Annotated in this window: 20 protein-coding genes; 9 read left to right on the top strand and 11 right to left on the bottom strand. The window is 72.4% G+C overall.

Annotated elements, in window-relative coordinates; all coding sequences use genetic code 11:
* Window positions 1–207: 207 nt before the first annotated feature.
* The 3 genes from GTR00_RS00305 to GTR00_RS00295 form a co-directional block, all read right to left on the bottom strand.
* A complete protein-coding gene (locus GTR00_RS00305) occupies window positions 208–2,613 on the bottom strand; it encodes a hypothetical protein (protein WP_166609673.1) in 2,406 nt (801 codons plus the stop codon).
* A gap of 204 nt (window positions 2,614–2,817) precedes the next feature.
* Window positions 2,818–3,003, bottom strand: a complete 186-nt coding sequence (locus GTR00_RS00300) for a hypothetical protein (RefSeq protein WP_166609672.1) — start codon at window positions 3,001–3,003, stop codon at window positions 2,818–2,820.
* A 264-nt stretch (window positions 3,004–3,267) separates the two neighbouring features.
* Window positions 3,268–4,125, bottom strand: a complete 858-nt coding sequence (locus tag GTR00_RS00295; protein ID WP_323132110.1) for an SDR family NAD(P)-dependent oxidoreductase — start codon at window positions 4,123–4,125, stop codon at window positions 3,268–3,270.
* A gap of 349 nt (window positions 4,126–4,474) precedes the next feature.
* Between GTR00_RS00295 and GTR00_RS00290 the strand changes: the two genes are divergently transcribed.
* Window positions 4,475–5,137: an AAA family ATPase gene (locus tag GTR00_RS00290; RefSeq protein WP_166609671.1), complete on the top strand. Its 663-nt coding sequence runs from the start codon at window positions 4,475–4,477 to the stop codon at window positions 5,135–5,137.
* A 229-nt stretch (window positions 5,138–5,366) separates the two neighbouring features.
* On the top strand, window positions 5,367–6,323 hold the full coding sequence (locus tag GTR00_RS00285) for a saccharopine dehydrogenase NADP-binding domain-containing protein (RefSeq protein ID WP_240899107.1): 957 nt from the start codon (window positions 5,367–5,369) through the stop codon (window positions 6,321–6,323).
* Window positions 6,324–6,351: 28 nt separating this feature from the next.
* On the opposite strand, the gene GTR00_RS00280 is transcribed toward GTR00_RS00285, so the two are convergent.
* The 3 genes from GTR00_RS00280 to GTR00_RS00270 all read right to left on the bottom strand — a co-directional run bounded on the left by GTR00_RS00280 (window position 6,352) and on the right by GTR00_RS00270 (window position 9,060).
* Window positions 6,352–7,530 carry a hypothetical protein gene (locus GTR00_RS00280; protein ID WP_166609669.1) on the bottom strand — a complete coding sequence of 393 codons (1,179 nt, stop codon included), beginning with the start codon at window positions 7,528–7,530 and terminating at the stop codon, window positions 6,352–6,354.
* On the bottom strand, window positions 7,523–8,131 hold the full coding sequence (locus GTR00_RS00275) for a hypothetical protein (RefSeq protein WP_166609668.1): 609 nt from the start codon (window positions 8,129–8,131) through the stop codon (window positions 7,523–7,525). Before GTR00_RS00275 ends, GTR00_RS00280 begins: the two co-directional genes overlap by 8 nt.
* A 113-nt stretch (window positions 8,132–8,244) precedes the next feature.
* Window positions 8,245–9,060, bottom strand: coding sequence for a helix-turn-helix domain-containing protein (locus GTR00_RS00270; protein WP_166609667.1), 816 nt, complete (start codon window positions 9,058–9,060; stop codon window positions 8,245–8,247).
* 375 nt (window positions 9,061–9,435) lie between these two features.
* Between GTR00_RS00270 and GTR00_RS00265 the strand changes: the two genes are divergently transcribed.
* Window positions 9,436–9,948, top strand: coding sequence for a hypothetical protein (locus tag GTR00_RS00265; RefSeq protein ID WP_166609666.1), 513 nt, complete (start codon window positions 9,436–9,438; stop codon window positions 9,946–9,948).
* Between the two features lie 167 nt (window positions 9,949–10,115).
* A complete protein-coding gene (locus tag GTR00_RS00260; protein ID WP_166609665.1) occupies window positions 10,116–10,523 on the top strand; it encodes a hypothetical protein in 408 nt (135 codons plus the stop codon).
* Window positions 10,524–10,533: 10 nt separating this feature from the next.
* On the opposite strand, the gene GTR00_RS00255 is transcribed toward GTR00_RS00260, so the two are convergent.
* The gene (locus GTR00_RS00255; RefSeq protein ID WP_166609664.1) at window positions 10,534–11,046 is read right to left on the bottom strand and encodes a helix-turn-helix domain-containing protein; all 513 of its coding nucleotides are present in this window, start codon (window positions 11,044–11,046) and stop codon (window positions 10,534–10,536) included.
* A 398-nt stretch (window positions 11,047–11,444) separates the two neighbouring features.
* On the opposite strand from GTR00_RS00255, the gene GTR00_RS00250 reads away from it, so the two are divergent.
* Window positions 11,445–13,076 (top strand): hypothetical protein, encoded by a 1,632-nt coding sequence (locus GTR00_RS00250; protein WP_166609663.1) that lies wholly within the window; start codon window positions 11,445–11,447, stop codon window positions 13,074–13,076.
* Between the two features lie 106 nt (window positions 13,077–13,182).
* On the opposite strand, the gene GTR00_RS00245 is transcribed toward GTR00_RS00250, so the two are convergent.
* From GTR00_RS00245 to GTR00_RS00230, 4 genes are all read right to left on the bottom strand, one after another.
* Window positions 13,183–14,934, bottom strand: coding sequence for a chromosome partitioning protein (locus tag GTR00_RS00245; RefSeq protein WP_166609662.1), 1,752 nt, complete (start codon window positions 14,932–14,934; stop codon window positions 13,183–13,185).
* 21 nt (window positions 14,935–14,955) lie between these two features.
* Entirely contained in the window at window positions 14,956–16,023 is a 1,068-nt protein-coding gene (locus GTR00_RS25330; RefSeq protein WP_205704740.1) for a M23 family metallopeptidase, read from the bottom strand.
* Window positions 16,020–16,472 (bottom strand): hypothetical protein, encoded by a 453-nt coding sequence (locus GTR00_RS00235; RefSeq protein ID WP_166609661.1) that lies wholly within the window; start codon window positions 16,470–16,472, stop codon window positions 16,020–16,022. Before GTR00_RS00235 ends, GTR00_RS25330 begins: the two co-directional genes overlap by 4 nt.
* Window positions 16,473–16,561: 89 nt before the next feature.
* Window positions 16,562–16,870, bottom strand: coding sequence for a helix-turn-helix domain-containing protein (locus GTR00_RS00230; protein ID WP_166609660.1), 309 nt, complete (start codon window positions 16,868–16,870; stop codon window positions 16,562–16,564).
* Window positions 16,871–17,034: 164 nt separating this feature from the next.
* On the opposite strand from GTR00_RS00230, the gene GTR00_RS00225 reads away from it, so the two are divergent.
* The 4 genes from GTR00_RS00225 to GTR00_RS00210 all read left to right on the top strand — a co-directional run.
* Window positions 17,035–17,703: a DUF6668 family protein gene (locus GTR00_RS00225; RefSeq protein ID WP_166609659.1), complete on the top strand. Its 669-nt coding sequence runs from the start codon at window positions 17,035–17,037 to the stop codon at window positions 17,701–17,703.
* Window positions 17,704–17,724: 21 nt separating this feature from the next.
* The gene (locus tag GTR00_RS00220) at window positions 17,725–17,985 is read left to right on the top strand and encodes a hypothetical protein (RefSeq protein ID WP_166609658.1); all 261 of its coding nucleotides are present in this window, start codon (window positions 17,725–17,727) and stop codon (window positions 17,983–17,985) included.
* Between the two features lie 251 nt (window positions 17,986–18,236).
* Entirely contained in the window at window positions 18,237–18,722 is a 486-nt protein-coding gene (locus tag GTR00_RS00215) for a hypothetical protein (RefSeq protein ID WP_166609657.1), read from the top strand.
* On the top strand, window positions 18,722–19,906 hold a 1,185-nt coding region (locus GTR00_RS00210), incomplete at its 3' end, for a hypothetical protein (RefSeq protein ID WP_166609656.1). The genes GTR00_RS00215 and GTR00_RS00210, both read left to right, overlap by 1 nt.

The following is a 19,906-nucleotide window of genomic DNA, read 5'->3' as shown; positions in this document are numbered from 1 at the left end:
CGCCGGGCCGCCGGTGGGGGAGGGCTGGACGGCGGCAGCACTGCCCGGGCGCCCGGAGGCTGGCAGCCCGCATGGTTGTCGCCGACGGGTCGAGCGATTCCGCGGAATCAGCGGACGGCCACCAGGGTCGTGCCGTGGTGCACGGGCGGCACGGCATCGCCACGACCGTCCGACGGGGCAGCAGGCACTGCCCGCACGGGTAGCGGGTCAGCGGGCCAGGGCAGCCGGGCGCGCCGAGGTGCTGCCCTTCTGCTCGCCGGTCGATGTCAGGTCGAGCACGAGGTCCCGGCCGAAGAGGGCTGCCGTGGTGGTCTCGGTGAAGTGGCGGCTGCCTCGAGGACGCTGGGGCAGGCCCCACCGGGCGCGGTGCTCGCACCAGGCGGCGACCAGCTGACGCTGGGTCTCCGGGTCGTGCCGGCGCCACAGGAGGGTGCGCTGGGAGCGGCAGGTGTCTCGCTGCCGTTCGCTCATGCCGTTCCACCAGGTGATGTAGCGCTCCCTCTCGCCACCGCCGGCGCGGGCGCGGCGCAGGGCGAGGGCGTGCTTGCGCTCGGCCTGGGCTGCGGGGGACAGGGCGGTGAAGGCGGCAGCGGCGTCGGCCCGGCGACGGTCCTGCTCGGCTGCCCCCAGCCCGGTCCACCACCGGCGGTGCCGGGCGACGTCGTGCTGCGCGTGGCGGGTCAGGACCTGCTCGCGTTGCGCGGCCCACCGCTGTCGGCGTCGCTCGGGGTCCATCCGTGCCCGGAAGTCGGCTCGCTCGGCCTCGACCACGGCGCGCACGGCCTGCTGGCGCTCGTGCCCGACCTGCATCAGCTCGGTTCGGGCCAGGACCACGGCGTCCGGCTCGTTGGCCAGCTCGCCAGAGTGCCGGTGGGAGTGGTGCTGCTCGTGGCTCGTCGCACTCCAGCTGCCGTGGGCGTCGACGGAGGCCAAGCCCAGCTCGGCGAGGTCCTGCAGGTAGGCGCGCACGGTCCGCTGCTGGCGCGGACTGAGGGTGGGGTGCTCACCGGTGCCGGCAGGCAGCAACCCCGCCTGGTGGGCGAGCACTGCTGGGGGCAGGGGTTCCCGGGCGGCCTGGAGGGTGCTGAGCAGGTGGGTGCGGGGGAGCTTCAGGGCTAGGCGGAGGGCGAGGGCTGGCTGGGGGGGTGAACCCCTAGGTGTGTCAGTAGCCGACAGGGCTGCGCTGCGAGCGTCCAGGCCGGTCCTGTCGCTGTCCTGGCTCATGCCGTCTTCGGTCACAGCACCGGCGGCGGGGTCGGTGGTGGGGTCGGTGAAGGCGGGAGGCAGCCCCCAGGTGTCAGCGGTGTCGGTGGTGCCGGTGACGTAGGTGGAGCGCACCTGCAGCAGCCCCTCGGCGATGAGGTGGTTGCGGGCCTCGCGCACGGTGTTGCAGGAGCCGACGGCGCAGTCCAGGAGGAAGTCGCGCAGCGGCATGGGTGCCTCGCTCGCCCCGACGCGGGCCAGGCGGCGCAGGGCGACGGTGTAGACCTCCCGCGCGGAGTGCCGCACCCGCTCGGGCCAGGCCAGCCAGCGCTGCAGCATCGCCTCGTAGGCGCGCCCCACGGCGCGCTCGACGTGGGCGCGCAGTGCGCGCTCGTCAGCCCCTGCACCTGCTGCTTCCCGGTGCTGGGCGGCGGGCCGCTGTGCGAGCTGGCTGCGGCGGTTGCTGAGCCAGTCGTCGGCGCCGCGCACTGCGGAGTTCCACACGTGCCACCACCAGCGGCGCCCGTTGCCGCGTGCCTTGGTGAAGGCGGTGGGGTGCGCGGCGGTGATCGCCTGCCACGCCTGCTCCTCGCTGCAGCCGGCCAGGACCAGCTGTCGGGTGGCGGCCAGCTCCAGCTCGGAGCGGGTGCCGGGGTCGCGGTCGAGCCCGGCGGCCGCGGCCGCCGGGCGCCCCTGATCCAGGTAAGCGGCCCACGGCGCAGGCAGCCGCCGGTGTGCGCGAGGCAGGGGCACCAGGGGGCCGTCGGGGCCGCTGGTGGTCCGGCGTGCCGGCTCCTGACCCGACTGCTGGTTCGGCTGCTGGAGGGTGCGCGCGGCCGCGATGCGGCGGGGCAGTGGCTGCAGGTACTCGCGCAGGCCCTCCAGCGCGGTGGCCAGGACCTTCACGTCCAGGGCCGGCGTGGGCTTGTGGCGGTGGGGAGCGCTCAGCGGGCGCAGCTGGCTGCGCACGTCGATGTCGCGAGGGCGCAGCGGCTTGCCCCGCGGGCCCAGCTCGCGGCGCAACGCGGCGATGAGCTCGGTGAGCTCCTCACGGTGGCGGCCGGGGACGATGAAGACGTGGGCGCGGCCCGGCGCACCGCCGGAGGGACGCACCAGGTGCCACAGCTGACGCTTGGGGGCGGTGCACCAGTCGCGCAGGGTGTCGACGACGACGTCCGCGCCGTGGGCGGCATCGACGTCGATGCCGACGACCTCCTCGCGCAGCGTGCCCACGACGCTGGCGACCTCGCCGCGTCCGGTCAGGGCCAGGCACTGCTGCAGCAGGGGCAGCCTGGTGCCGGGCACGGCGCGGTTGTCCGCGTCGATGCAGAACCACGAACGCCGGGTGAACAGCAGCTCGTCGATCTGCCGGCACAGCTCCCCGTGCAGGTCAGCGGTGGGGTCGGCCACCGCGACACGGCGGCGCGCGGGTGGTCGAACAGGGGAGGGTTGACGTACGCTGATGACCGAGCCTCCTAGCCAGGGGCACAGCAAAGGCAGGGCCCGCGAGAGCGGGACCTGTGGACAGCGGGCCGGTTGCGTTGGGGAACGTGGAGACCGGACCGCGCGACTTATGGAGAGCCTCCCGCCGCCAAGCGGGGGGCTCTCCGTCGTTTAGGCGCTCTTCAAGTCGAGCTCCTCCTGCTTCGGGTCAGCCGGGGGCTGCGCGGGGTGCAGGCCCACCAGGTGCCCGTGCTCGTCGTAGATGGCGCGAGCCAGCAGCTCCTCGGTCAACAGCGAGAAGGAGCAGTTGCGGGCCTCGCGGGCACGCCGGAACTTGGCGAGGGCTTCAGGGTCCACTCGCGTCGTCGGGAACTGCGCGGCCGCCGCCTTGTGCGGTCGGGCTGCTGCACCTCGGACTCGTGCCATGCGCGCCATCCAACCGGAGTTTGACTCCAAGTAGTAGGACGACGCGCGGCGTGTCGCACGGCACGCGGCGTCGCGTGAGGCACGGGTCGGGCTAGCGGCGAGCACGGGCTCACCATACGCTGTTAGCTCTGTGAGAGCGCACAGCGTGTCGATGGTGGCGCGGAAAGCTCTGATGGCGCCACTCCGGCAGGTGCCTCAGCCTCGGGCGGTGGGGGCCGGCGAGGAGGTCGCCGGGGAAGTCGCCGGGGAGGTCGTGCGCGCGTTGGAGGGAGCCTTGCGCGAGCCGAGCCGCCAGGCGGCGCGCACGGCGCTGCGCGGCAGCACCCCGAGGAGGGCTGCCAGCGCCCGGTACTGCGGGGAGGGGACGCTGACCAGGCGGCCGGCGAAGGTGTCGCGCAGGCTGTCGGTGACGACGTCGTCGGCGTTCAGCCAGGCGCGCGAGGGTCCCGAGGCGCCCTTCATGCCCGCGCGGACGTGGAACTCGGTGTGCACGTAGCCGGGCAGGACGACGGTGGCGCTGACGCCGCTGCCACGCAGGTCCTTCGCCAGGGACTCCGTCAGGGCCAGCACGTAGCCCTTCAGCGCGGCGTAGTGACCGCCGCCGGCCAGCAGGGCGGCGATGGAGCCGACGTTGAGGATGCGCCCGCGCCCGCGCGCGACCATCGCCTTGGCGGCGGCGTTGCAGAGCACCAGCACCGCGCGGGCCAGCACGTCGAAGTGCTGCTCGAGCAGCTCGATCTGCCCGACGGCCAGCGACTGCTTGAGCCCGTAGCCGGCGTTGTTGACCAGCAGGTCCACGGGCCGGGCGGCATCGCCCAGGCGGGCGGCGACCACGGCGAGCTGCTCGCGCTGGGCCAGGTCGGCGGCCAGCACCTCGACCTGCACGCCGTGGCGCTCCCGCAGCCGCTCGGCCGTCTCCTCCAGGCGGGCCCCGTCCCGCGCGACGATCACCAGGTCGTGGCCCGCGGCCGCTAGGTGAGCGGCGTAGCTGGCGCCGAGGCCGGCGGTGGCGCCGGTGATCAAAGCGGTGGGGCGGCCGAGAGGGGTGCTCACGCAGGGAACCCTAACCGCCGCGGCGCATGCGGCAGATCCTGCGCCGCTGATCCTGAGGGGCGATTTCACGGTCATGAGCTTCACGTACATGTCGATGAGCGAGGTCAGGCTGAGCGTGACGATCATCCGGACAGGGGGCGATAGCAGCGAGATCAACTCCACCCTCCACGGTGGCCGCGGGCACGATTCGGGAGCTGACCAGACACCGCAGACCCGCTACGTTCGTTCCATGGAGTGCTTCCCCGCTACGCGCACCCGCTGAGGGCCAGCCGCCCGACGCCGGGCGGTCAGACGCCAACCACCACACGGTGGCCGGCCATCTTCTGACCCTCAACCAGGAAGCAGCTCCATGACCACCTCATCCACACCCCTGCCGACGCGCCGCGAGGCAGGCTTGACCGACCCCACCACAGACACCTTCACCACCTGCGTCGTCTTCATGCTGGGCTACCCCGGCATGGGCAAGCGGACCGTCGGCAGACAGCTCGCCCAACAGCTCAACGGCGTGCTGGTCGACAACGCGCTCATCAACCGGCCCCTGCTCGAACTCTTCCGGTGGGACGGCGTCGAGCTCATCCCGCCGGTGATCTGGGACTACGTCGTACCGATCCGCGACGCCGTCGTCCGCACCATCGAAGACCTCGCTCCAGCCACCAACAGCTACGTCTTCACCAACGTCATCGAAGACGGCCCCACCGCGGCCCAGGAGTACGACGTCTACCGGTCCCTGGCTCACCGGCGCGGGTCGCTATTCCTCGCCGTCATGCTGACCTGCGACCTCGACGTGCAGGTGAGCCGGATCGACAACCCCGACCGGGTGGCCCTGCGAAAAGGGTCGGACCCTGAGGGCTACCGTGAATACACCCTGACCACGGACCTGTACCAGCCACCGCCGTCCGAGGTGATTTCCATCGACACCACTCAGACGGCACCGGCCGACAACGCCAGGCGCATCCTCACCGAGCTGCGTAGGCGTGGCTTCGTCGGCGGCATGCAAGCCGACCTCTCGTAGAACTCATGGGTGCTGGCGAGGAGGCGGCCACCTACGGACGCCTCCCCGCCAGCCACTCGTCCCAGGCCATCCACGAGTTCACGGTCATCCCGCAATCCGGGTGCGACGTGCCGGCGTGAAGGGGCCACGTTTAGCAGTACATGATCCGTCGCCGCAGCGGCAGGCGGCAGGTCCTGCGCTCTGGCCGAGAGCGCACCTGGCAGGGTGAGCGCCCGAGGTCAGCGATGCGATGGGGGAGTGTGCGGTGTCCAAGGTCTTGGTGCTCGGTGCGACGGGGCGCGCCGGGCAGCGCGTGAGCGAGGAACTGCTGGCCACTGGCGTCGAGGTGGTGCTGGCCGGACGTGACGGCACCCGGCTGCACGAGCTCGCCGAGCGCCTGCGGGTGCCGGGCGAGGCCACGCGCGTGGTGGACGTGCAGGACGAGCAGGCGGTCGGCGCCGCGGTCGCGGACGTCGACGTGGTCGTGAACACCGTCGGCCCGTTCATGCTGCTGGCCGCTTCGGTGATCGAGGCGTGCCTGCGCGCCGGGGTCTCCTCGGTGGACCTGGCCAACGAGCAGCCGGCCGTGCAGGCACTGCTGGCGCGCGACGCAGCAGCGCGCGAGGCCGGGGTGACGCTGGTGACCGGCGCCGGGCTCGGCCTGGTCGCCAGCGAGTACCTGACGATGCAACTGGCCGCCCAGTCCACCTCGGCGCCCCGCGCGGTCCGCTCGGTGCTGCTGACGTGGAACTCCGCGCCCAGCGCCGGGGTGAAGGCGTCGGCGGCCGCGGCGATGCAGGGTGGCTCCACCCGCTACGTCGACGGTGAGCTCGTGCACGCACCGATCGGCGCGGACCTGTGGCAGGCGCAGCTGGCGGGGCGGCTGAGGACGCTGGTGGCCGCCCCCCTGGGGGACGTGGAAGCCGTCAGGCGCGCCAGCGGCGCCGGCGACGTGACCGCCTACGTCGAGGCGCCGCCCGGAGCCGGGGTGGACGGCGATGAGCCGGGCTCGGCGGTGCACGTGGAGTTCACCGACGAGCAGGGCGGCACCCGCACCGCGACGATCGAGCCGGGCGACTCCTTGACGCTCACCTCGCGCATCGCGGCACGCACGGTGCTGGGCGTGCTGGAGGGCGGGCGCCCGGGCGCCTGGACGCCCGGGGCTCTGCTCGGTGCCGACACCTTCCGTGACGCCCTGGGCGTGTGAGCCGTCGCCGGCCGGTTGCGGGCGAGCCTCAGCTTTGCGCGGCGGACGCTGCGGCCAGGAGCGGCTGCTGCAGGGCCTTGGCCTGCAACCGGCCGTAGTGGCGCCGGCGCACGATGGTGCGCTGCAGCTGCCACGTGCTGCCAGGGCCCGGCGGTAGCGTCTCGCCGGGGGAGAGCGCCTGGGGAGAGCGACCCTGAAACCGGGCGCGGCGCCCGGCGTGCAGCAGCACACCCCAGTGGTCCTGGGCGCGCACCGTGCCCTGCTGGACGGCGTTGCCCACCTGCGCGCGCTCAGCTGTCGTGGTCGAGGCCAGCAACCGGTCCACGGCCAAGGACACCTCGGTCCTCCTGCGCGAGAGCCGGTGCCCCGGGGTGTGCATGAAGGGGTACAGGACCACGTCCTGCTCGGTCTTCGTGCACCACGCCCACGCCGGGCGCAGCAGCGAGTGCTTCAAGCGGCTGCGCGCGTCCGCCCAGGTGACCGCGCAGATCGCCCCGGCGATGCAGCCCACCAGTCCCGGCAGCGCCTGCAACAGCTGCGTGTTGACCACGACGAAGTGATCGCTCCTGCCGGCCGCGATCAGCGCCAGCGCGGCGGGGAAGTTCAGGATGTACGCCCAGATCGCCGCGGAGGCGATGATCCACCAGGTCAGGCTGGACCGGTCGAGCCGGTTGACGGGCCCCAGCTTCCCGGAGCGGGCCTGAACGGCGCGGCCCAGGGCGAAGGCCATGTTGGTGCCGTGGACGAGGCAGAACGTCACCCAGAACAGCAGCGCTGGCGGCTGCAGGCTCTCGGCGTTGAGCAGCAGCAGGTTCAGGCCGCTGCGGTGCACGGCGACGTAGGCGATGATGAGGACGGCGACACCGGCGGCGCTCAGCGCGGTCAGGCCGGCGTTGAGGTGCTTCCCGCCCTGGGAGGAGCCCGACGTCTCCTCCCAGATGGCCAGGGCACCCTGCCGGGAGAGGTAGATGGCGATGCAGTCGCACACGAGCGTCTGGACCCCGACGAGCCCGAGCTGGTCGTCGAGGATCGCGCCGATGGCCGGGACCGTGAGCGTCATCATCGCCGCCCCGGACACCAGCACCTTCACGAAGCGGCCGTTGCGGCTCCTGCTGCCCCAGCGGGCCCGCAAGGCGACCAGCGGAACCATCACCAGCACGCCCGGCACGAGCACCCAGGGCAGCAGCGCGCGGATCGTCTCAGACATCGCCGGCGCGGAACAGCGAGCTGAGGCTGCCGTCCTGCTCATGCGGCTGCGCGCCGAGCCCTTCGAGGCCGGCCTTCAGCAGCGTGCCGAACCGCTCGGCGCGCGACTCCGGCAGGCCCGCGAAGCCACCGCGGCGCGACCACGAGGCGGTGAGCAGGCGCTCGGCCTCGGCGCTGCCGGCGGGGGGCAGGTGCAGCACCTCCTCATCCGGCGGGGCGCCGTCGCCGCGCGGGGCGTCGAAGAGCACGTGACCGGCCTCGTGCCCGTAGTTCAGGACGTCCGGCACCCCGGCACGGGCGTTGACGTAGATCGCCCAGCCGTCGTACTGCGAGAGCGTGATGGCGCTGGTGTGCCCACCGTGCCGAGAGACCAGCAGGTCCGCCCACCCGTCGGGCAGGACACCGGTGTAGATGGGCCCGCCGGCCAGGTAGGCGATGTGGCTGAGGAAGGTGTCCTTGTCGAAGGGCGGCCGCGGTCGCAGCTGCGCCAGCACGTCCAGGCACTCGCGCTCGACGGCCTTGGCCTGCGCGCTGGTCAGCTTCGCGCCGGGGGTGGTGTTGCGCTGACGGAACCGCGAGAGACGAACCGCTGAGAGCTTCACGAGGTGGCGCACTTCCGGGGCTCGGGGCAGGGACCGGCGCAGCGTAACAACGGCCGACGACCCTTCCGAGCCGTGCACCCCGGGTGCACCAACGCCTCCGCTGCAACCGTTACCTACTCACCGTCGGCGGCTGAGGGGGGTGGAGTGGGTTCGTGCCGGGTGATCTTGACGTCGCTGAGCTCGCGCAGCATCGCGGCCAGGATGCGCCGACCGGCGGGGTCGAGCTCGGAGGAGCGCAGGGCGATCTCCCGGATGCCCTCGTCCTTCATCGCCTCCTCGAGCGCCCGGTCGGCCTGGGCGGCGTCCTGCTCGGAGGCCATCTCAGCCGGCGCGGAGAAGAAGAACGAGACGTGCACGCCGAAGGCCTTAGCGATGCCTTCCAGCGCCTTGACGGAAGGGTTGTCCCGCACACCGTTGCGCAGGTCCTCGAGGTAGCACGCGCTCACCTCGTAGCCCAGCTCCGCGCACCGCCGAGCGACCTCCTCGACGGTGCGAGCAGTGCCCTGCGGGGTGCGCGAACGCTCGAAGAGCTCCTCGAGCTTGGCGGCGACCGAGGACGTCACCTCGGAGCGCTGGTGCACGACAGGCGGCGGGGCGCCGCCTCCCGCGCCGCCGGGACGCTCGCCGGCTCCGGGGCGCGCCGGGAGTTGATCGTCGGGTTCGGCCTCGGCCGGGAAGAAGTAGCTGATCGGCACGCTGAAGACGGTCGCCAGCGTGCGCAGGCTGTCGATCGTGGGGTTGGTGCGGCTGCCGCGCCGCAGCTGGGAGATGTACGAGCTGGTGAGCGGGTGGCCCAGCTCTTGGGTGAGCGTGGCGATCTGCTGGGAGTCCATGGGGCCGCGTCCCATCCGCTGCGCGGTGGTGATGAGGCGTTCGAGGCGGCCGGCGATGGAAAGCGGGGAGGGCTCCTCGCTGCGCCTGCGCGGCATCGGTCTTGCCCTCCTGACAGCTCTGCAACCTGCCGCGGGGACTCCCAGCGGGCGACGCCAATGCTGGCACACCTGTCCTCCGGTGACCTTGAAGCCCTAGAAGTGGCCCGCAGCGACCCGTACTTGCTCTGACAGCGCCTACAGGCGCATGATGGGCCCACCGAAGACGCTGTGAGAGTCTTCAGCACGCACGCCCGCCTCATCGACAGCCGAGGACCCCGTGACTTCTCAGCTTCACGACTGGATGCCCAAGGCTCGGCGGCACCCACTCAACGCCGCCGACTCCAGTGTGCGCCCGGCCGCTGACAGCGCTCCGGGTACCTCCGGCGCATCGAGGCCCGGCACTGCGCCAGCGCGGAGCAGGAGATCACCACGGTGCTGAAGGCCGCAGCGAGGTGGGCCCGGTGCCGCAGCGCGTTGGCTGGCCTGGACGCCCCCGCCGGCATCACGGGTGCCGACTTCCTGATGCTGGTCGCCGACGCGGTGGGCAAGCGCATCCACCTGTTCGAGGCGCCCGACCTGGTACGAACCGAAGACCGGGTCGGGGAGGCCGTGCGCATCGAGGGTGCGCTGGTCATCAGCTACGACGCATCCCTGCGCGATGCGCCACTGGACAACACGCTCTTCCACGAGGGTGCCCACATCCTGCTCGGGCACCTCGACGACGCCTCCGCCGGAGGACGGCTGCAGGCACTGCACTCCACCTCCAGATGCGATGGTCAGCGGCCGGTTCAGGCGCGCAGCCAACTGCCGGCCGGGGTGGGGCGCGGGCGGTGGGAGCTGGAGATGGAACGCGACGCAGAGACGATGGCGCAGATGCTCATGCTGCGTCGCAACGCGTCTCCTCGCACCAGCCGAGTCGCGGCCCTGCGGCTGCGCAGCGCGTGAGGACTACGAAGGCTCGGATGCGCCGGAACGCCTTCTGCTCGCGCTCGCTGCTCGCGGCGATCGCGCAACGCCGACACCTGCTGCCCCTGCGCCGCGACCTGCTGCGCGTGTGCCCGGGCTACGCCTACCCGGAGCGCCACCCGCACCCCCGCTACGCCCTGCAGCAGGTGACCACCGACATCCACGACTGCCTCCTGCGACTGGCCGAGCAGGAGACGGCCGACACCCGGGTCCTCGCCTCCCGCATCGCCACCGACCTGGCACCGGGCTCGGGCGTCTCCACCCCTCTGCTCGCCTGGGCGGTGCGGGTCGAGCGGACCCGTCGATTGCTGCTGCGGGAAGCCAGCACCACCCACGGCGTCACCACCTGCGGCATCACCACCTGCGGCATCACCGGCCGCGGCGCGGCCGAGGCACCGCCGCAGGGCGACACGCTCGCGGCGCCGGCCGGCATCGCGCTGGAACTGCCCGCCTGGCTGCACCTGGAGCAGGCGCGGCGAGTGGTCCTCGGCTCGCGCGTCGACCTGGTCGGCGCGCAGGCTCCGGCCATCCCACGCAAGCCGGCTGGGTTGTGAGGAGGGTGGACTACTCGTCCTCTTCGTCCTCGTCGTCCGGATCGGCGTTCACCGCTCGTGCGCGTGCAGCACCGGGATTGCGGCCGCGGCCGAGATCGGGACTCTGCAGCAGAGCGGCGATGCGTTCCCAGCGCTCCGCCTGCGCGCGCACCTGCTCGGGCACGCTGGCACTGCCCAGTGCGCGTGAGCTGGGCATCACGATGTTGTGCTTGCGCATGACCCGGGCCATCTCCAGGGCCGCGGCGATCTCCTCGCGCGACTGGTCCTCGAAGAAGTACGTCACCGGCACACCGAAGAAGTCCGCCAGCGCGCGCAGGCGGTTGACGGTCGGGTTGTCCTTGGCCCCGCTGCGCAAGGCGTAGATGTAGCTGGCCGCGACCTTCTCGCCGCGCTCGGTCAAGGCGGCGGCGACTTCCTCGACGGTGTAGGGCCCGCGGTCCGCAGGGTGCGCGTACTCGAAGAGCAGGTCCAGCCGCTGGGCGATGGACCCTTCTTCGGGCTGCGATTTGCGCGGAATCGGCACGCGAGACCCGCCCCTCTCATCTCCTCGGCACACGTTCGTGGTCAGGCCGATTGTGGCAGGTGGGTACCTGCCGCACCGCGCCCACCGCCGACCACGCTCCTGGTAGAGCAACGATCAATTCAGCACCACCTACTACACTCAGAGCACACTCAACGGTTATCTTCTCTACTGAATCACCTCAGAAGCCGTCTCGCCCCGGGCTTGCGAGCACCGTCCCGCCGTCCTCAGGAACGGCAGCACACACTCGATGGACCGGGGCCGTCAGCCCAGGAGTCACCGTGCCCCTCCACCCCACCCCCACCGACCGCGCGCGGCGGCTCAGCCTCAGCAGGCACCGCCACGGCCGCCGGAGCCTGGCCCTGAGCATCGCCCTGGGAATCGGTGTCACGCCCCTACTGGTGGTGCCCGCTCACGCCGACAGCGAGGCTCCCGCCGGGACGACCTCACCCACCAGCCGCTCGAGCGCAGCCTCCACGCCCACGCGGGAGGACCTTCCGGCGCCCACGGCGAGCAACCCCGAGGACCAGGACGACCTGGACAGCCTGTGGGAACGCCTGCTCGACAAGCTCGGAATCATCGACCTCAACGATGACTCCAGCGACGAGGACGACGTCGAGAACGAGGACGGCAGCGACGAGGACGAGCCGGTCGCGGCCGACGTCGCTGCCCTGCCGGCCGGGACCAACCACACCACGCTGACCGCCGAGGGGTTCGTCGACTCCGTCGGCGTGGGCATCCACGTGGCCTACCTGGACACCTCCTACGGGCAGGTGGACACCGTGGCCCTGCTCAAGGACCTCGGCGTCAAGCACGTGCGCGACGGCTTGGGCTCGAACGACTCCGTGCCGATCGCCACCATGAAGGAGATCGGGCAGGCCGGCATCGGCATCAACTGGGTGTCCCAGCCGGAGGACTCCTCCTTCTCCATCGACAAGCAGCTGCAGCTCATCGAGGAGGGCGACCTGAACGTGGAGAGCGTGGAGGGCGCCAACGAGCGCGACAACCACGGCGACCCCTCCTGGGCGGGCAAGATCCGCGAGCACCAAGCGGAGCTGTACGAGAAGGTCAAGGCGAGCCTGGGCGACGACGTGGCGGTGGTGGCGCCCTCCCTGGTGCACGACGGCTCGCGCGAGGAGCTGGGCGAAGTGCCCAGCGACGTCGCCAACGCCCACCCGTACACCGGTGGGCACATGCAGACCGCTGAGCAGACCGAGCACCAGATGCAGCTGACGCACAAGGTCACCCCCTCGGTCGACACCACCGCCCCGCAGCAGGCCGAGGCCGACGAGCGCGTCACCCTCAAGGCGGCAGTGGAGGAGGGCGGTGCGCTGTACGCCACCGAGCTGGGCTTCCACACCGCCACCGCCTCCACCGCCGGCAACGGGGTGCAGCCGCACGTCTCCGAGGACGCGCAGGCCACGCTGCAGCTGCAGCAGCTGCTGGAGAACTACCGCAACGGTGTGGACCGCTCGTACGTCTACGAGCTGCTCGACGAGGGCGAGGACGACTCCGAGGCCGAGGACCACTTCGGGCTGGTGCACTCCGACGGCTCGCCCAAGCCGGCCTTCACCGCGCTGAAGAACCTGCTGAGCGTGATGAAGGGCAGCATCAGCACGAGCAGCAGCGCCACCACCAGGAGCACGAGCAGCAGCGGGGCGGCCGGTGCGCGGGCGCTGGGCGTGCAGGTCGAGGGCGGGGGAGAGGCGACCACCAGCGTGGTCCTGCCCCGCGCCGACGGCTCGAGCGTGGTGGCGCTGTGGGAGGCGGAGCCGGTGTGGGACCCGGACGCGGCGAGGGCGCTGGACGTGCCCACCCGTGAGGTGACGCTGCGGCTGGACGGGACGGCCGATGCGCAGGTGTACGTGCCGCGGAAGTCGGCCAAGGCCGGCGAGGCGCAGGAAGGCACCGACGCCGTGAGCGTCAGCAGCCAGGCGGACCCGACCATCATCGTGCTCACGCCCGCCGACGGGACGCCGTCGACGTCGGGGGACGCCGACGGCGCGGACGCTGAGGAGCCCTCGGCGTCCTGACGGCAGCACGGGGAAGGCCCGGCCCGCGGGGGGACCGGGCCTTCCTCATGCCAGCCGGCGGGCGCGGGCCGTCAGCACCGGCTCGGAGACCGGGCGCTCAGCCGGGTCAGAGACCACCGACCACGGCCGCGGCCGCCCGCAACCACGCCTCACGGGTGCTGTCCTGCAGCAGCTCCATGTTGATCGGTCCACCTCCGATGAGCGCGCCGTCGTGGGGAACGGTGACGACCTCGCGGGTGGCACTGCGGAAGTGGCGGTACAGGCGCTGGTTGAGCCCCTCGTCCTCCTTGCGCTGGGCGCGTCCCTTCTGCGGGTTGCCGGTCAGGACGGTGACGGCGCCTGCCACCACTTCCTCCTTGCCCGCGGCGCGCAGGCCGTCGATGAGCCAGGCCGCGGACTGCGCGGTGTCCTCGCGGGCGGTGGAGGCGATGACCAGCTGGTCGGCGACGTTGAGAGCCGCCTGCCAGTTGGAGGCGCGCATGTTGTTGCCGGTGTCGATGAGCAGGATGCGGTAGGTCTGCGCCAGCGGCCGGTGCAAGGCCATGAACACCTCGCCGTCGATGAGCGCGGAGGAGGCCGGGTTCTCGTCCGAGGCGAGGATGCCGAAGTGGCTGGAGAACTGCTGGCGCACGTAGCGGTCGAGGTCACCCACGCGCAGCCCGCCGGCGCGCAGCTGCTCCAGGTCACGAAGCAGGTCGATGGCGGTGCGGGTGTGGGCGGAGCGTTCCCCGCGCCAGCCGAGGGTGCCGCGGGTCTCGTTGTTGTCCCACGCCAGGACGCCCCCACCGCGGTGCAGACCGAGCGTGGCGGCCAGGCAGTAGATGGTCGTGGTCTTGGTGCCGCCGCCCTTGGGGTTGGCCACCACGATGGTGCGCGGGCCCTCCAGCGGTCGGCGCACCTTCTCGATCAGGGCACGCAGCTGAAGCTCGTGCCGCCCCGGCTGCAGGGCCAGGCGCCCGGAGCTGAGCTGACGCACTGCCCCCTGCCAGCCCTGCTGCGCAGGGGCGGTGGGGGTCTGCACGGCGTTGGAGCGCATCAGGTCGTCGAGCGTGGGGGTGTGCGCTGCGCTGTGCGCTGTCGCCGCTCCCGTGGTCGGCCGCGGCGGCAGCGCGGCCGGCACCGGCACCGGCTGCGCCGCGGTCTGCGGTCCGCCGCGACGAGCGGACCAGCGCGAGCGGGTGCTCTCCGGTCCGTGCACGGGCTTGGCCTTGGGCAGCCGGCTGAAAGGCGAGTCGTCGGCCCGCGAGGCGTCGGCGGCCGACGCGTGGTCCTGCGCCGGGGTGGGGGTCGGCGCCGCCACCGGCGTGCGCTGCACCGCCGCGTCGGGCGTCTGCACCGGCGCAGGGGCTGTGGTGAGGTCGATGACGGCAGGCACCTCGGCCCGCGCGGGCAGCGAGGCCGGCTGGACCGGCGCCGCTCGCTCCGCATCGCGGTGTGCACCTCGGGTGTCCTCCTGCTCCCACAGCGGTTCCTCAGCGGGCAGCGCGGGGTCCTCGTGCGGGGGCTCGTGCACGGTGACCTCGGGCTGCGCAGGGGCGATGCGCGTCGGGCGCGGCTGCCGCTCGGTGGCGCGGGCCGTGGTGGGCGCCTCGCGCACGGTGCCGTCGGGGGAGATGACCAGGCGCCAGTCACCGTCGGGGTCGGTGGTGGTGACGAGGACCGCCCGGCCGACCGGCTGCGCGGCCCGCTCGGCGATCAGCTGCACGCTCTGCGCCACGGCGTCGTCGACGGTGCCGGCGCGCACGGTGAAGCAGCGGCCGTTGATGGCGATGTCGGCGCTGCCGTCGGCGTCGACCCAGACGTCGACCAGGGGGAAGGTGGGAACCTCGGTGGTGTCGATGCTCATGTCCGTGCTCATGTCGTCGCCTTTCGCTGCTTGTCAGAAGGTGATGCCGCGCTGTGCGAGCCAGGGGACGGGGTCGACGGCTGCGCCGCCCACCACGACCTCGAAGTGGTTGTGGCAGCCGGTGCTGGTCCCATCGCTGCCGATGCGGGCTATCTGCTGGCCCGCGGTGACCTTGTCGCCGGTCTTGACGAGCAGGCCGCCTGCGTACATGTGCCCGTACCTGGTGACGACGCCTCCGCCGTGGTCGATGGCGATGTAGTGCCCGAACCCGCTGCCGGTGCCGGAGTGGATGACGACACCGGCAGCGGCCGCCCAGATCGGCTCCTCGCACCCGGGCGCCAGGTCGATGCCCTTGTGCATGGTGCTCGCTCCGGCCGTGGGAGCCCCTCGCCTGCCGAAGCGGCTGGTGATGGGGCCGTCCGAGGGTTTGGCCCAGCCGCCGTCGGAGACGGCGGTCGAGGAGCCGCCGGCCGCGCACGGGTTCTCGCCGGCGCCGCTGCTGAGCCCTTCGATGCTGACGCTGCCGGACAGTGCGGTGACGACCTGCACCGCGGCATCCCAGTACCTCGCGTAGTGGTAAGGATCGGCGTTGCGCTGGGTGCGGTGGGCGGCCTCGGTGGGGGACAGGGTCTCCCAGTTCGCCACGCGCATGAGCGCGCGGAAGAAGTTGGTGGCGCTGATGGTGGGGTCCATGCGGTCGCTGTAGCTGCCCCAGGCGCCGCCTGCGCGCTGCTGGAACAGCCCGCGCGAGTCGGGGCCGACGGCGTCGCCGCGGTCGAGCACCGTCAGCGAGGACTCGCCCATCGCCGTCATCACGCCGATGGTCTGTCCGCGCACGCTCAGCCCCAGGGCGGCGCCGGCGTTGATGATGGCTGCGGCGTTGGCCAGCTGCTCGCCGCTGTACCCGGCGACGGAACCGGCGGGTACCCCGTCGATGCTCAACCATTCGATGCTCACTCGCACCGAGCTGCCGCCTGCGCTGCAGGAGGTGGCCGAGGCCAGCTGGCTGCCGCCGAGGATGAGCAGGGCACCGGAGCACCCGCCCATCAGCAGCAGCGGGGTGAGGACGAAGGCGGCGGTCGCGGTCTTGCGCTGACTCACCCCGCGGCGCTCTCAGGCGGTGTCAGCCGCTCGACCAGCCAGGTGGCGCCGTCGCCGGCGCGCGAGAGCAAGACGGTGTAGTCCCCGACGTCGGTGGGCACCGTGACGGTGGCCAGGTAGGGGCTGTCAGCACCCGCTGCAGTACCCGCGCTTCCCGGCACGGGCTCACCCACGACCGCGCGAGCAGGCACGCCCACCGGGTCGGTGTCCTGGTAGGCGCTGGCGGCGGCTTCGGTCAGCCACGGGCGCAGCTGCTGCCACCACGTCGCGGCGTCCAGGTCGGATCGGGCGAAGGCGTTCATCGCGCTGGCCGCGACGCGCGCGGAGTCGGCCGCGGCTGCGGCGTCCCAGGTGGGCGAGGGCGGTAGCGGCTCCAAGCCCTCCTCCAGGTGGGCGTACCCGTCCTTTTCTACACTGGAGGTAGCGAAGGGGTCGGCCTGTGCGCGCACGGGCGAGGGGTCATCGGCCGCGCAGGCCGTCGGCGTGAGCACGAGAGCGGCGCAAGCGGCCAGAACGGCTGTACGCCGAGAACTGCACCTCATGTGGGAGCACCTCCCAGCGTGAGGTCGGGTTCGTCGAGGCCGTCGACGGAGTCGACACCTTCCTGCACCGGCGCCTGGAGCTGCGCCGCCGATCGTGCGGCCGCCTGGGCATCTAGTTGCACTGCAAGCGAGTCGCGCACCTCGTCGCGGAAGACGACCCAGGTGCCGCTCAGCTTGCGGCCGGGGATCACTCCACGACGCAGCCAGCGCCAGACCGTCTGCTGCTGAACTCCGAGAACTTCGGCCAGCTCCTCGGGGCTGGGGCGCTCCGGAAGGCCGGCGAGCACTTCATCGAGTCTCCTCATCTATCGTCGGCCTCTCCTCATCACGGGTGGTCAGTGTTCTTAGCGGGCTGTACTTACACTAACAGTGTAGATAGGCTGGCGGAAGCCGGTCAGAGCTGCACCGAGCCGGTTCGAGCCACTTCGAGCCACCGACCCGCTCGTGCGGCGAACAGAAGGGAGAGCACATGGCGAAGGAACGCCCGCCGAACCGGTGGCTGACCGCACCGGAGACCAGCACCGAACCCACGCAGCCGGCAGCCCCGGAGCAGGACCCGCTGGAGGTCTTCTGGGGGCCTGCGCAGCAGCTGGGCACGCAGCCGATTCCCACCGGCGAGCAGCTGCCGCGTCAGCGCCTGTCCGGCTCCACCGCCCGCCAGAGCACGGGCGGTGGGCAGCTGTGGGTGCTCGGTGCCCACGGTGGTGCGGGGGAGACGTCCCTGGCCGCTGCCCTGCACGGGGCGCGTGCCGCGGAGCACCGCTGGCCGGTGCACACCGACGGCACCACCTCCCGGGTGCTCGTGTGCGCCCGCACCAGCTACGCCGGCCTCAGCGCTGCGCAGCGGGCCCTGACCGACTTCGCCTCCGGGGCGCTTCCCGGTATGCACCTGGTGGGTCTGGCGCTGCTGGCCGATGCCCCCGGGCGCCTTCCCGACGCCCTGCGCGACTTCGCCCAGCTCGTCCAGGGCGGAGCTCCTCAGTCCTGGCACATCGCCTGGATCGAGGAGTGGCGCACCGGGGACACCCCGGTGCTGCGTCACCTACCGCGCGCCCTGCGGCGACTGAGCAAGGAGGTCGCCCGCACTCCTGCGCCCGCAGAACTACCCCCGGCACCCGCCTCGTCTCACTCCCTTTGACCTCACCTCGGAAGGACCCTCATGTTCACCACTTCGCTCCTGTCAGCCATCGACGTCACGCCCACCCAACCCCCGGGCACCGAGAACATCTCCACGATCATCGGCTGGATCGGCTGGATCGTGCTGGCCATCTGCGTGATCGGCGTGCTGATCATCGCCGGCACGCTGGCCGTCCGGAACAGCCGCGGTGAAGGCGTCGAGAACGCCAGCCGACTCGGCTGGGTCCTCGGCGCTGCTGTCATCGTCGGCGCCGCCGGCGGCATCGTGGGCGCGGTGTCCTGACGATGCGGCGCCTGTCGAGGCCCCGGAGCCTGCGCCGTCGGTGGTGGCCGATCCTGGCCACCACCGTGGTGGTGCTCCTTCTCGCCGCCGGGATCGTGGTGAGCGTCCTGCCCCCCGGTTCCGGCGCCGACTCAGCGACCCCCGCGCCACGCCCCTCCGGTGAAGGCACCGCGGTCGTCTCGACAGACGCCAGCGCCTGCGGGCTGCCCCGAGGGGATCAGGTCATCCCCTCCGGGCCGCCCGCCGGGGAGGTGACGTGGCAGCTGGTCGGCTACACCGCCGTCCCGGCGGCCCCCACCCTGTACGGACCTGCACGCATCGGGGAGGACGGCCACCGCGCCTGCTTCACCCACTCACCCACCGGTGCGCTCTTCGCCGCCGCCAACATCCTGGGCATGAGCAGCGATCCCGCGCTGCAGCAGGCGATGACCCAGCACAGCGCCGCGGCTACCCCTGGCCGCGAGGCGGCCCTGCAGCAGCTGCGGCTGAGCGGTCCAGCAGCCACCAACTCCGGCATGCAGCTGCGTGGTTTCGCCGTGAGTTCCTACACCGCCCAGCGAGCGACCGTGCGCATGGCCGTGGGCGGCGGCACCTCCACCACGGTCGGGGTGCTGTCCTTGCCGCTGCTGTGGCAGGAGGGCGACTGGAAGCTCGAGATCCCAGGCGACGGCACGTTGGCCTCCCTGGCCTCGGCGGCCCCTGACCTGACCGGGTTCACCCCCTGGAGCGGAGCCTGATGTCCACCGTCCCCCAAGATCCCGCCCAGCAGTGCGCGGCCCTGGACCTGATCTGCCGTGGAGGGCAGGCCGCGGCCGGTGTCGCCTCCGAGGCCGCCGGCACCATCTTCACCGCCTTCGCCTCGGAGGTCACCGAGGCTCTGGGGCAGGCCCTGCAGTCCCTCGGCAGCGTGTGGATCGCGGTCCCCACGCCCGACCTGGCCACCTCCGGCGGGCTGGGCTCACCGTCTGCGCCGGTGGCCTTCATCCAGGGCAGCCTGGGCTACTACACCGCCGCGCTGGCCGTGTTCGCACTGCTGGTCGGAGCGGGACGTCTGGCGTGGGAGCAGCGCGCCAGCGGCGTGCAGGACCTGCTGCGCTCGATGCTCACGCTCATCGTGGTCTCCGCGGTGGGCTTGGGCGCCGTCGCCGCCTTGACGGTCGCCGCGGACGAGTTCGCGCAGTGGATCGTGGTGCGCTCCACTGGCAACTCCGACTTCGGCGCCAACGTCCAGGCGCTGCTCGCACTGTCCGGCCCCGTCACGGGTGGTCTGGCGAACCTGCTGGTCATCGCCCTCGGCGGTTTCGCCCTGTGCGCCTCACTCCTGCAGGTGGCGCTGATGCTCGTCCGCGGGGGTCTGCTGATCCTGCTCGCCGGCGTGATGCCCACGCTGGCCTCCTTCACCAACATGCGCACCGGGCGGCAGTGGTTCGAGCGCGGTGTCGGCTGGACGCTGGCCTTCATCCTCTACAAGCCGGCCGCCGGGATCGTCTACGCGACCGCCTTCCGCCTGGCCGGTTCCAGCCCGAACGACCCCTCCGGCCTGGCGAACATCCTCACCGGCCTGGGCATGATGGCCGTCGCCCTCATCGCCCTGCCGGCGCTGATGCGCTTCTGCGTTCCCATGGTCGCCTCCGTGACCGGCGGCGGGAACGGCGCAGCAAGCGCGGCCGCAGGCGCGCTGGCAGCCGCCGTGCCGATGGGCGCGGTGCACGCCGGGCGCCTGCTGACGCGCAGCGGCGCGGACGGCGCCGCTCCCTCCGGCTCAGGCGCACCCTCAGGTGGAGCAGCCGGTGGACCCACAGCTGGACCCGGCGCGCCGGGCGGTGCTGGGCCCTCCGGCTCCCCGGGAACCCCAGGCGCTGCGGGACCGACCTCGCCCGGTGCGGGCGGGGTCGGTCCCGCAGCGCCTGGGGTTCCCGGG

It is taken from the genome of Kineococcus indalonis, from assembly GCF_009906395.1.
Taxonomy (GTDB): Bacteria; Actinomycetota; Actinomycetes; order Actinomycetales; family Kineococcaceae; genus Kineococcus; species Kineococcus indalonis.
The sequence above is the reverse complement of the archived record's forward strand: the minus strand, read 5'-3'. Positions and strand labels throughout refer to the sequence as shown.